This is a genomic window from Spirosoma sp. (assembly GCF_048594605.1).
Classification (GTDB): Bacteria; Bacteroidota; Bacteroidia; order Cytophagales; family Spirosomataceae; genus Spirosoma.
Map to the genome: position 1 here is coordinate 1 of NZ_JBMDWV010000101.1, position 12051 is coordinate 12051.

The 12051-nt window shown below is 44.7% G+C and carries 10 protein-coding genes; 3 read left to right on the forward strand and 7 right to left on the reverse strand.

The window, feature by feature from the left end; translation table 11 throughout:
* The first annotated feature begins 335 nt into the window (after positions 1-335).
* Entirely contained in the window at positions 336-707 is a 372-nt protein-coding gene (locus ACOJS8_RS05780; RefSeq protein ID WP_420147583.1) for a hypothetical protein, read from the forward strand.
* A 68-nt stretch (positions 708-775) separates the two neighbouring features.
* Here the strand turns inward: ACOJS8_RS05780 and dnaG are convergent, their stop codons facing one another.
* The 4 genes from dnaG to ACOJS8_RS05800 form a co-directional block, all read right to left on the reverse strand.
* Positions 776-2869, reverse strand: coding sequence for a DNA primase (gene dnaG / locus ACOJS8_RS05785; RefSeq protein WP_420147584.1), 2094 nt, complete (start codon positions 2867-2869; stop codon positions 776-778).
* Between the two features lie 104 nt (positions 2870-2973).
* Positions 2974-4866 (reverse strand): amidophosphoribosyltransferase, encoded by a 1893-nt coding sequence (locus ACOJS8_RS05790; RefSeq protein ID WP_420147585.1) that lies wholly within the window; start codon positions 4864-4866, stop codon positions 2974-2976.
* Positions 4867-4974: 108 nt separating this feature from the next.
* The gene (locus tag ACOJS8_RS05795) at positions 4975-5613 is read right to left on the reverse strand and encodes a phosphatase PAP2 family protein (protein ID WP_420147586.1); all 639 of its coding nucleotides are present in this window, start codon (positions 5611-5613) and stop codon (positions 4975-4977) included.
* Positions 5614-5619: 6 nt separating this feature from the next.
* Positions 5620-6105 (reverse strand): gliding motility lipoprotein GldH, encoded by a 486-nt coding sequence (locus ACOJS8_RS05800; protein ID WP_420147587.1) that lies wholly within the window; start codon positions 6103-6105, stop codon positions 5620-5622.
* Positions 6106-6214: 109 nt separating this feature from the next.
* Here ACOJS8_RS05800 and ACOJS8_RS05805 point away from each other — a divergent pair, with 109 nt between their 5' ends.
* Together ACOJS8_RS05805 and ACOJS8_RS05810 are read left to right on the forward strand one after the other, a co-directional pair.
* Entirely contained in the window at positions 6215-6574 is a 360-nt protein-coding gene (locus tag ACOJS8_RS05805; protein WP_420147588.1) for a BlaI/MecI/CopY family transcriptional regulator, read from the forward strand.
* 67 nt (positions 6575-6641) lie between these two features.
* Positions 6642-8393, forward strand: coding sequence for a M56 family metallopeptidase (locus tag ACOJS8_RS05810; RefSeq protein WP_420147589.1), 1752 nt, complete (start codon positions 6642-6644; stop codon positions 8391-8393).
* 43 nt (positions 8394-8436) lie between these two features.
* Here the strand turns inward: ACOJS8_RS05810 and ACOJS8_RS05815 are convergent, their stop codons facing one another.
* From ACOJS8_RS05815 to ACOJS8_RS05825, 3 genes are all read right to left on the reverse strand, one after another.
* On the reverse strand, positions 8437-9633 hold the full coding sequence (locus ACOJS8_RS05815) for a PSP1 domain-containing protein (protein ID WP_420147590.1): 1197 nt from the start codon (positions 9631-9633) through the stop codon (positions 8437-8439).
* 98 nt (positions 9634-9731) lie between these two features.
* On the reverse strand, positions 9732-11018 hold the full coding sequence (gene purD, locus ACOJS8_RS05820) for a phosphoribosylamine--glycine ligase (RefSeq protein WP_420147591.1): 1287 nt from the start codon (positions 11016-11018) through the stop codon (positions 9732-9734).
* 77 nt (positions 11019-11095) lie between these two features.
* On the reverse strand, positions 11096-12051 hold a 956-nt coding region (locus ACOJS8_RS05825), incomplete at its 5' end, for an HRDC domain-containing protein (protein WP_420147592.1).

The following is a 12051-nucleotide window of genomic DNA, read 5'->3' on the forward strand; positions in this document are numbered from 1 at the left end:
AATACTTCGCATGTGAACGGTTCGGATTGAGCTACCAGAATCGAAAAATCACGTCGTCGGAGGGCAAATTTTTTAGCATTTTCCTGATCATTGATTGGTTGGTTCATGTTCATAAAGCGTATTAGAGGCTGAAGGTAATATTGACAAAATCGTTTAAGTAACACTTTAAGGATGAAATCGCTGTTTTTCCAGACGAAATCACTCAATTAGGCCAGACTTTATGGGTGATTTCAGTCGGGAAAATGGTGATTTCACGCAGACAAGCTTGCTTTAGGCCTCCACTCGCCCCTACATTTGATCATTCAGTTGCAAAACACGTATTTGAATGTAGAGTGATGAAACAGCAAAAATCTGGTTACGAAATATCGGTCGAAGAGGTACAAAGCTTAGTAATGAAGTGGGCGAAAGCAACCGAGGCCTTTCATTACCGGTACGCTAAACTTGACAAAGCGATTAACTCTTTACAATCATCTACTCGTAGGCAATCAGCAACTCATCGGGCAAGGCTGCAACGACTCATGGAATTACGTGAGCATTCAACCGACGTCCTTATGACTCTCTTGCTGGATATGTCAGGTCAGCGTTCTGAACGTTCAACACAACCAACTAAACCAGGTCAACTTTATTCTCATGCTTGTTTGCTGGATGAGTTGAATCGGAAAATTGATGCAGAACTAACTAGCATCACAGTGGTTGCTCAAGCATAGTGTTCACCCCTCCCTAATGATAAAGGTAAGCCCCAGCCATATGGCTGGGGTTTTTTACGCATTCTGATCTAACCAGAAATAACTGTTCCCAGAAGGCTCGATATTTCAATATCTATCCGTTTAAAGTGCATAAACTCCGCTAACAGTTGATCCGCTTCTTCTGGCGATTTACTACCTGATTCACGAAGTAATTGTTGCAGTGAAGCCATACGCTGTTCAGCCAACATTTTTTTGATACGTAGTATGTTCCGATAGGCGGCATCAGCTAATATAGTTATCTCTTCTTCTGAGGGTACAAAAATTTCATGCTTCAGCCACCCCTCACTAATTTCATAGCGAGGGGTAGTTAGGTGAATGGTTTGATCCTGAACCTCCGTATTATCCGACCGCTCTAACTCATTGGCACCACGATTCAAAAAATCACTGGCAGTCAGAATATCCCCGCGGCTATACGCTTCCCGAAACAGAGTCAGCATCAGATCGAACGGGGTCGTTTGAAATTCAATTTCATGTAGCTCGCTGAGGACGTATTGACAGAGCGTAATGCCGGGTTCTAATTCCCGGGCGCCATAATTCATAAGTAGGCGAATACATTCTTCCTCCTGATATGATAAAGGCGTTTTGGCTGCTTTTATAAGCTCGTTCGACTTACTTGGTAACGTAACGACGCCTGGTAGATGAAACTCCTCTGTGCTTTCGCTGAAATCGTCTAATAACGCATTTATATCGTCAAGCGAGGGTTCATTTTTTGCCGACGTAGCAACTGGTGTTATAGGCTGTTGTTTACTCTGATCAGCAGAACGCTGCTGACGGCTGGAATCTTTCTGCCGCTGGTCTTGCTGCTTACGTAGTAAACGATTTATCTCTGAAATAACAGTCTGTTCACTTACATGGAAAACCTGCGCTACACGCTGCGAAAGGGTCTGACGTTTGAGCGGGTCAGGAATTTTAGTAATGCTGACGCAAACATCCGATATGCCTTCAGCCCTTTTCAACGGATTATCGCCTGCTTCTGTCAGCCACTGCCTGGCTTTAAAGTCGATGAAGTCCTGCGAGTGTTCGCGGATGTAGGTTTTAAAGGCTTCCGCACCGACTTTGTGAACGTAACTGTCTGGATCTTCGCCGTCGGGTAATAATAAAAGCCTAAGATTTAAGCCCTCTTCCAGCACCATGTCCAAACCACGCAAGGCAGCTTTGATACCAGCAGCGTCCCCATCATACAGAATCGTTACGTTGGGAGTGAATCGGGCAATGAGTCGAATCTGCTCGGTTGTCAATGACGTACCTGAGGAAGCTACTACGTTCCTGATTCCCGCCTGGTGCAACGAAATCACATCTGTATATCCCTCTGTCAGATAACAGACATCCTCCTGACGAATCGCTTGCTTGGCCTGAAAGATTCCATACAAAACCTGACTTTTATGATATACGGCGGTTTCGGGCGAGTTTAAGTATTTAGGCTGACTCTTATCCGTTTTCAGAATACGGGCGCCAAAAGCAATTACACGCCCCGATACGTTATGAATTGGAAACATAACCCGTCCCCGAAAGCGATCGAAAACTTTTTGCCGGCCGCCTGCTTCTGCTTCTTTGATCAAGACCAAACCCGCTTTTTCGAGTAAATCACGATTATAGCCTCGTCGCAAACCTTCTTGCAATAACGCGTCCCACTGATCGAGTGTATAGCCCAGTTCAAACGCTTCAATTGTTGGATTAGTAAATCCACGCTCCCGAAAGTAACTAAGCCCAATGCTCTTACCTTCGTCAGTGTTCAGCAATGTTTCCTGAAAAAACGTTTTGGCAAAGTTTAGTACAATCAGTAGACTCTCCCGCTCATTCTGACGTAGTAGTTCTTCCGGCGTTTGCTCCTGCTCTTCAATCTCGATACCGTATTTTTTCGCCAGGTAGCGTAATGCTTCTCCATAACCAACATTCTCGATATCCATTATGAACCGAACAGCATCACCCGCTTTTCCGCAGCCAAAGCACTTGTAAATCTGCCGAACCGGATTAACGTTAAACGATGGGGTTTTCTCGTTATGAAATGGGCAACAGGCAATATAGTTACTACCTCGTTTCTTGAGCGAAACGAAATCATTGATTACCTCCAGAATATCGGCAGATTGTCGAATTCGCTCAACAGTCTCTTCAGGAATACGCATCGAAAAACAAACTTAAAATAAGCAAAAGTAAAAAAGGAAAAGGGACGAAAAGTAGGAAAACTCCTTATTACCTTTCGTCCCTTTCCTTCTCTTTATGTTTTGTTCTAATAGGCTCTTACCAGCTTACCTTCCATAAAGTTTACAAAGGCCTTATTGACAACTTTGTTTCCTCCAGGAGTTGGATAATCACCTGTGAAGTACCAGTCACCAGAGTGATTTGGGCAAGCCTGATGTAAATCCGCAACTGTCTGATAAACAACGGCTACTTCAGCCTGCAAGTCGTTTGGTGTAACAATCTGTGCCACTTTGCGGGATAAGTCTTCATTCGTAAAAGGCTCGAATAGCGCTTTTACATGATTTTCCTGCGAAGCATTTCCTGACTCAATCGCAGCTACGCACTGTGCATATACCTCATCGAGCAGATTTTCCTGGCCGCGCTCCTTCAATAATTCCAGTGCAGCACGGAAAACGATGAATTCCTTAAACTTCGACATATCAATGCCGTAGCAGTCAGGGAAACGAATTTGCGGAGCCGATGAAACAATGATTATTTTCTTAGGTCCCAGCCGATCCAGCATTTTGAGAATGCTTTTTTCCAACGTAGTACCGCGAACAATGGAATCATCGACTACCACTACGTTATCTTTCCCTTTTTTGATGACTTCGAACGTAGTGTCGTACACGTGCGACACCATATCGTCACGCTGGGCGTCATCCGTGATGAATGTCCGCAGTTTTACGTCTTTAGCGACCAACTTTTCGATACGTGGCCGAAATGAAAGTACCCGATCAAGTTCTTCCTCGAACAGAATGCCTTCCATAATGGCTTTCTTCCGCTGCTTGGCCAAATAATCTTCCAGGCCTTCTACCATGCCAAAGAATGCCGTTTCGGCGGTATTGGGTATATAGGAGAATACCGTATTTTCGAGGTCGTAATTTATTTCTTTGAGAATCTGCGGAATCAGCAGTTTCCCCAGCATTTTACGCTCATTGTAAATATCAGGGTCCGTAGCACGCGAGAAGTAAATCCGTTCAAAGCTGCAGGATTTCTTTTCGATGGGTTGTACAAATTCCTGCTCAGCATACTCCCCATGTTTGTCGATAATTAGGGCGTGCCCAGGCTTCACTTCCTGAATCGCACTATAATCGACATTGAAGGCCGTTTTAATAGCAGGTTTTTCAGAGGCCACAACAACGACTTCGTCATCCGCATAATAGTAAGCAGGCCGAATACCCGCCGGGTCGCGCGCAACAAAGGCAGCGCCATAGCCCGTCATACCGACCATAGCGTAGCCACCATCAAAATCGCGGCAGGAACGGTGCAGTACCCGTTGTAAATCGAGGTTATCCTCAATAATATCCGACAGATCGGGATTTTCGTAAATACCTTTGAATCGCTCGAAGACGCGCTGGTTTTCCTCATCCAGGAAATGTCCAATTTTCTCCATCACCGTAACGGTATCTACTTTGTCCTTCGGATGCTGGCCGAGTGAAACGAGTTTGGTAAACAAATCGTCGACGTTGGTCATATTGAAATTACCCGCCACAACTAAATTTCGGCTTCTCCAGTTACTTAACCGAAGCATGGGATGGCAATTTTCAATCTCGTTCGAACCGTGGGTACCATAACGCAAGTGTCCCATCCAGACTTCGCCCGTGAATGCTACGTGCTGCTGAAGCCAGTGAGCATCTTTCGCTTTGTCTTTATTATTCTTGAGGGCCTTCCGAAATTTCTTGTTAACCTTCTCGAAAATATCTGTCACTGGGCGCTGATCAACCGAACGGTATCGGCTGATGTACCGATGGCCGGGCGGTACGTCCAGTTTGATGTTCGCAATTCCGGCCCCGTCCTGGCCGCGATTCACCTGCTTTTCCATCAGCAGATAAAGTTTGTTGGCTCCGTAGAGAGCCGTGCCGTACTTGTCGATGTAATATTGGTACGGTTTGCGGAGCCGGATCAGGGCAATGCCGCACTCATGTTTGATGGCGTCGCTCATGAGAGAGTTGTCAAACCTCGTTGGTTGTAGTCGGTAGTATGATGAAGTAACGACTCCGCGTTGGCAATGGTTCGGCGGAGGCCTAAACAAAGGTAGGCAAAAGCAGGTCTAAATTGCGTCTAATTTTTCTTTCTTTCTTACCCATTGATCCATAAGTAAATAAACTATAACCGATGATATAGTTCCGACCAAAGAGCCAACGTACGCATCTTCAACAAAATGCTGAAATAAGTAAACGCGAGAATAGCCCGTTAGAATAGCTAACGCCAGGCAAATCAAACCACGTTCCTTCCGGCTATCAAGAAGTGCCAACAGGCTAAACATAGCAAAGGCTGTAGTAGTATGACCTGATGGAAAACTGTTAATGCTGTGGATCTCCAGACCCTCAATAACATGGTATTGATAGGTCGAATGCTCGAAAAACTTGAGAGGACGGGGCGAATTGGAAAAGATAATTTTTTTCAGAAACTCGGATGTCAATGACGAGAGCGCAAAACTGGCAAAAGCCATCAAGCCGATGCGCCGATTATAAGTCAGAAGTATCAGACAGACAAAAACATAAAAAACGCCGTCACCCAGATAGGTAACGTACGGAAAAAGCAGGTCAGCAAGCGGAGTGTTGCGAAAATTGATCCATTGCATGAGTTGCTCCTGGGTATAAAGAAACTGAAGTATTCCTACCGCAACCAAGGCTAATACGTAAGGAAGAAAGAAAAACCGATTTCTACGTAGTAAATGGAGGAGCATTATTCGCTAATTTTTGGCTGGTGCAGGAGCCGCTTTTTCAACTGTAATGCCTACACTCAGAATATTCAGCAGCGGGTCCTGACGCATATACTGCCGAACCTGCATGGTATATTTTCCAGGCTTCGGAAAGCGATAGTTACGTTTCATCAGAAACTTGTGATCAAATAGGTCGCCAAGGCCATCACCATTGGGCTTACCTGTTTTTGGATCCATTAATATCAGTTCATCTAGCCGCGATTCAATCTCTTTACCACTGGCATCACGCAAATAACGGGTGAGGTACAGGTTATAGTAGCCATATGACAAACTGTTTCGCAGATTGTAATAAATGTTGTAGGGTACTGCGGCATCCTTAATTTCAAACGAAAAAGAAGGCGCGTTCTTGATATACCACTTCCCATCCTCAATATCCGTATATTCATTATAGACAGTATTCGTATCGCAACTGAACATCAGCAACGTAACCCAAAGTACCCATCCCAATCGCTTCATGGTTCACCAGAAATATATTACAAAGCTACGACGGGCACGCTGGCTTTTCAAACTCTAAAAAACTACACAAACCGTTTTTTAACTATAAAAATAGTTTTATATTTGTTCTATGGAAAAGTTAACAGCTAAGGAAGAAGAAGTAATGCAGGTGCTCTGGAAGATGGAACAGAGCTACGTAAAAGATATGGTTCCGCATTTTACAAACCCTCCTCTACACTACAATACGGTCTCAACCATCATTCGTAATCTCGAAGAAAAAGGCTACGTAGGTCATCGGGCGTATGGTAACACACATGAGTACTATCCAATTGTTACGAAAGAAGCCTATCAAAATCGATTCGTTCTGAAAAAAGTGGTGGATGACTATTTCGACAACTCGTACAAGAATCTGGTCAGTTACTTTGCCAAAACCGAGAAAATCTCTGCCGATGAGCTACGTGAGATTCTGGCAATGATCGAAAAGAAATAATACTACGTATCGGTATGTCTGCCAGTAGTGACGCTAACAGGTAGTAGTCTTATCAACGTTTCGAATTATGGAAACGCTACGTTATATTATATTGGTCAACACGTTGCTGGCCGTGGTCAGTATTGCCTACTACGTACTGCTCCGGCGCGAAACGTTTTTTAGCCTGAACCGTCTGGCTTTATGGCTAGGTTTGGCTTGCGCTTTACTGTTTCCGCTGCTTGAACTACCTGACTGGCGCCCACTACCTGTTCGAGCGGCTATGCAACGGACAACGCAGGCAATTGTACCAAAAATACTACCTGAACCCCAGCCCGACGTAACGATTACATTTCCTGACAAAAAGACGTACCGAGCTTTCCAGAATCAGCCAGAGAAATTCGCATGGAATTGGCAACTAAGTCTGATTATACTTTATACAATCGGCTTTTCGACCGTATTGATCCGCTTTAGTATTCAACTAGTATCGCTACAAAGACTCATCCGAAAGTCCCTGCATGAAGTGTATGAAGGATTTACGCTGGCGAAAAACTCAACCGTTACGTCACCCTTTTCGTTTTTCAGTTGGGTCGTCCTGAATCCTGCTAACTATACTTCTATCGAACTGGAACATATTCTGCGTCATGAGCGGGTTCATGTTCGGGAACGGCATAGCCTTGATACAATCGGAGCGGAGTTGGTATGCATTTTTTTCTGGTTCAATCCAGCTGCTTACTTATTTCGCCACCTGCTCCATCAAACGCTCGAGTTTCGTGCTGATCAAGTCGTATTAACAGAGGGTGTTGACGCAAAAACGTATCAGTTCAATTTACTGAAAGCGAGTTTGTTATCCGATCAATCCCGGCTTACTAATCCGTTCTATGGGCCTACTCTCCGCCAACGCATCGGCATGATTAACGGCCGTCCTTCCGATTCGCTTGCCTGGTGTCGCTACGTTGCCTGGGTAGTCCTGCTGGGAACATTGATAATCGCCTGTAAGCACCCGCATACAGATTCGCAAGATGCTACTTTCGTTAATTTAAAGCGCCCTTTCCCACTCTCTAATGCAACGCGGGTATTAACTAATGAACTTGATCAGGAAGTAGGTGTCTGGTACCGACGGGCGAGCCTGTTATCGTCTGGTAGAATCATTTCAATAAATGATAAACCAGTCGTAATAAGTCCTTTATTCAACTATCCTGAAATATTATGCCTGAAGAATAATCGCCTAAGTCTGAAACATATAGACATAGGTCTCATTAAAGTGCTTATAAATGGTCAGGAAACAGCACCTTCTGCTTTATCTGCGTTGACGTTCGAAGAAGTCGACGATGTATTGATTTACCAAAAACGAGATGACGGTGTAAATACCAGCAAATACCCAGAGTCTTATCGGCTATTCGTTAGTACAACTCATAAGACTCCTGCCATAAATTATGTCCGTGCTACATGGAAGCAATTTTTATTAGCTAATGCTATATCGGATTATCCACTTGGCCGCTCTGAGTCGTTTTCCATGAACGGACTGCTCGAAGCAACTTTCTTCCATAATAAATTCGCCTTTGTTAAACGAAAGAAAGACGATTACCTAAAGCTCTATGACGAATACGCTGATGATATTGACGTATACATTAATGGGCTACCCGCCAACGCCAAAAGTCTAGAAACTGTACACATTCGGGAAGTGGCCAAACTCTATACGCGCGAACGCTCTTTTCAGGAATGGCGTACCGAACACGATCGGGCTAAACGTTTCGCGATTTATGTCGAAACAGCCCCGCAACGCGCTAAACGGGATAGCAGTTACTACGTTTTTAGCCCTTTCTACTCGGGAGATTTCTAAGAAGTTAACAAAAAAGCCTGATCTATAAAATCAGGCTTTTTTGTTAATGAGTTTTACCATTAGAAGCAGGTTTCGGTGTATTACCCTCCGCACCTTTGAATTTCTTCTTTTTCTTCTTGGCTGGTTTCGCCGTGTATTTGGCGTCCAGTTTTTGAAGATCGCTATTCAAAGCGGCTGCTGTTACAGGCTCTTTTTCGCCTACGGGCGTTAGTACGTCAAACGACTCGGGAATAACTCCTCGTTTATTCAGCTCCACAATTTCCAGTACGCGGGCTATAGGCAGTGGATGCCAGGTACTTTCAGCACTGTAGCCAAACCACATGAGTTTGCGGAAAATATCGGTCTTCTGTAAAAAGGCCCTGCCTTTTTGGGTTTCGAGCGGTTTTTCAATCGTCGGAATATCCCGCAGCGCATCAATATACGTATCTAACTCGTAGTTCAGGCAGCATTTCAAACGCCCGCACTGGCCAGATAGCTTTGCTGGATTTAGTGACAGGTTCTGGTAACGAGCTGCCGACGTAGCGATGTTTTTAAAATCAGTAAGCCAGGTTGAACAGCAGAGTTCGCGACCACAGGAGCCAATTCCTCCGAGTCGGCCAGCTTCCTGACGCAAACTAATCTGCCGCATTTCGATTCGAGCCTTAAACTCGCTCGCCAGCATTTTGATCAACTCCCGGAAGTCAACGCGTTCTTCCGACGAATAGTAAAATGTGGCTTTGGTATTATCTGACTGGAATTCAACGTCAGATAGCTTCATGTTGAGCTTCAACTCACGAATAATTTCGCGAGAGCGATAGAGAGCCGGTAAATCACGTAGTATGGCCTGTTCATGGCGCTCCATATCTTTTGGCGTTGCAATCCGATGAATAACCTTCGTATCGTCGGTGATTTTTACCCCGCGCTTTTTCACCTGCAGACGAACTAGTTCACCTTGCAGCGAAACAGCACCGATATGAAAGCCCGATTGCATCTCGGCTACTACGTAGTCGCCGGTAGTCAGATCAAGTTGATGAACATTACGATAGTATTCTTTTCGTCCACCCTTAAACTTCACCTCAACAACATCGTACTTTTTCAAACCTGGCATGGCAATGTCGCTCAGCCAGTCGAATGAATTCAATTTATTACAACCTCCGGTGCCGCACCCTCCACTTCCGCACCCTGCTGTAGCTGTTTTCTGCCCATCGGATGCTCCGCGTTGGGTCCCACACCCACCGGTTGCACAGGATTTACAAGACATATTAATAAAGTTATAAAGTTATAGAGTCGTAGAGTTATATAGTGTAAAGGCCAATAGGTAACTTTAAAACCGTATAACTCAGTAACTATACAACTCAGTTAATCCGCATACCGAATCAGGTCAACCCCAATATCTCTCCGGTACTGTTTTCCATCAAATCGCACCGCCCGAGCCGCTTCCTGCGATTTTCTGACGGCGTTTTCGAGCGAGTTAGCCTGAGCGGTTATCGCTAAGACTCGTCCACCATTAGTTAATACGTTACCATTTTTCACTAAAGTTCCGGCATGAAAGGCCGTTACATCTTCTAAACGCTCAAGTTCAGAAATGATTTTACCCGTCACGTATTCACCAGGATATCCTCCCGATACCAGTACAGTTGTCACAGCCGTCTGGGGCGACACCTGTACGGATATTTTATCTAATTCTCCATCAGCAGTGGCTACCATCAGATCAACCAAATCGGTCTGAATTCGAGGCAACACAACCTCTGTTTCAGGGTCGCCCATACGAGCATTGTACTCAATAACGTAAGGCTCTCCGTTGACTTTCATTAAGCCAATAAAGATAAAGCCCTGATAACGAATACCTTCTTTTTGTAATCCGGCAAGCGTTGGTTTCACCACTTTATCTTCAACCTTTTGTAAAAAGGCTTTATTGGCGAATACTACCGGCGAAACGGCCCCCATTCCGCCCGTGTTTGGCCCTGTATCTTCTTCACCAATTCGCTTATAATCTTTTGCCTCAGGCAGAATTTTGTAGTTTACGCCATCCGTAAGAACAAAAACGGATAACTCAATACCACGCAGAAACTGTTCGATAACTACTTTGCTACCGGCCGCCCCAAACTTTTGCCCATCAAGCATATCACGCAGCGCCATTTCTGCTTCTGCCAGCGTCTCAGCAATAATTACGCCCTTACCTGCTGCTAACCCATCGGCTTTCAGGACAACTGGTAATGAATGAGTTCCCAGATATGCCAGACCATCTTCGAGTGTTTCAGCAACAAACGTCTTCGATGCGGCAGTCGGAATACCGTGACGAAGCATAAACTGCTTAGAAAAATCCTTACTTCCTTCCAGTTGAGCGCCCTGTGCATCAGGTCCGACAATTCGCAGATTTGCCAGATCAGATTCGCTACGTAAGAAATCAACGACTCCCTTTACTAAAGGTTCTTCGGGGCCAACGATAAGCAAATCAATTTTTTTGTCCCGAATTACCTCTGTAATGGCCTGAAAATCATTATAACTAACCGATAAATTAGTTGCTACCTGAGCAGTTCCAGCATTACCTGGTGCCACAAACAACGTATCACATGACGGGCTTTGCGCTAATTTCCACGCAAATGCATGTTCGCGCCCACCCGAACCTAGTATAAGTATATTCATAAAAAGACGAGTGATAAGTAATGCGTGATGAGCGCAGAATGGGATTTCATTCAGCACTGACCACGCACCACTTATCACTAATTAGCTACTTCCGACAGGAATTTAATACGCATTAACCGTAAATCTTGTTCTGTAAAATCGTCTCCACCAAACTCGCGCATAGCTACGGCAATATTATCGCTTTCGGCCTGCATGAAATAATCATAGATTTCGTCCTGACGATCTTCATCCATTACCTGGTTAATGTAGTAGTCGAGGTTAAGTCGTGTGCCGGAATAACAGATATGCTCAATTTCTTCCATCAGATCCTCCATTGACAGCGATTTCGCTTCGGCGATTTCGTCCAAATCAACTTTGCGGTCAATCTGCTGGATAATGAAAATTTTTACTTTCGATTTATTGACCGTGGATTTGATGACTACATCCTTGGCTGTTTCTATCTCATTATCTTCTACGTATTTTGTAATCAGGTCGATAAATGGGCGGCCAAATTTCTGCACTTTCCCCATCCCGACTCCATTAATCTGCGCCATTTCCTCACGTGTAGTGGGATATGTAGTGGCCATTTCTTCCATCGACGTTTCCTGGAAGATAACATAGGGAGGAAGATTTTTTTCTTTTGCAATCTTCTTACGTAGTGCTTTCAGCAGACCGAGCAATTCTTCATCGTAAGCAACACCACCTGACGATGGTACTACGTCCTTATCCTCGTCTTCTTTGGCATCGACGCCTGACTGCTCATAATCATGGTCTTTAGAAAGCGTAATTGGGTAGGGGTCTTCGATATAATTCATCCCCCTCTGCGTTAGCTTCAAAACGCCGTAGTTGTCAACGTCTTTCTCAAGGTAGCCGTAAATGGTGATCTGTTTGATCAGTGAACACCAATAGTTACAATCGTCGCTAAAATCCCGGCCTTTACCGTATACATCAAGCCGATCGTGTTCATAACTGGTTACGTACTGGTTTGTCGTTGCCGTTAGTACGTCGGCCAAATGGGCAACGTCGAAACGCTGGTCCGTTTGCAACACCGTTT

Excerpts from the sequence above, each read along its gene's own strand:
- ACOJS8_RS05815 (WP_420147590.1), bottom strand. The coding sequence starts at position 9,633 with ATGTCTTGTAAATCCTGTGCAACCGGTGGGTGTGGGACCCAACGCGGA.
- ACOJS8_RS05810 (WP_420147589.1), top strand. The coding sequence starts at position 6,642 with ATGGAAACGCTACGTTATATTATATTGGTCAACACGTTGCTGGCCGTG.
- ACOJS8_RS05795 (WP_420147586.1), bottom strand. The coding sequence starts at position 5,613 with ATGCTCCTCCATTTACTACGTAGAAATCGGTTTTTCTTTCTTCCTTAC.
- ACOJS8_RS05800 (WP_420147587.1), bottom strand. The coding sequence starts at position 6,105 with ATGAAGCGATTGGGATGGGTACTTTGGGTTACGTTGCTGATGTTCAGT.
- ACOJS8_RS05805 (WP_420147588.1), top strand. The coding sequence starts at position 6,215 with ATGGAAAAGTTAACAGCTAAGGAAGAAGAAGTAATGCAGGTGCTCTGG.
- dnaG (WP_420147584.1), bottom strand. The coding sequence starts at position 2,869 with ATGCGTATTCCTGAAGAGACTGTTGAGCGAATTCGACAATCTGCCGAT.
- ACOJS8_RS05780 (WP_420147583.1), top strand. The coding sequence starts at position 336 with ATGAAACAGCAAAAATCTGGTTACGAAATATCGGTCGAAGAGGTACAA.
- purD (WP_420147591.1), bottom strand. The coding sequence starts at position 11,018 with ATGAATATACTTATACTAGGTTCGGGTGGGCGCGAACATGCATTTGCG.
- ACOJS8_RS05790 (WP_420147585.1), bottom strand. The coding sequence starts at position 4,866 with ATGAGCGACGCCATCAAACATGAGTGCGGCATTGCCCTGATCCGGCTC.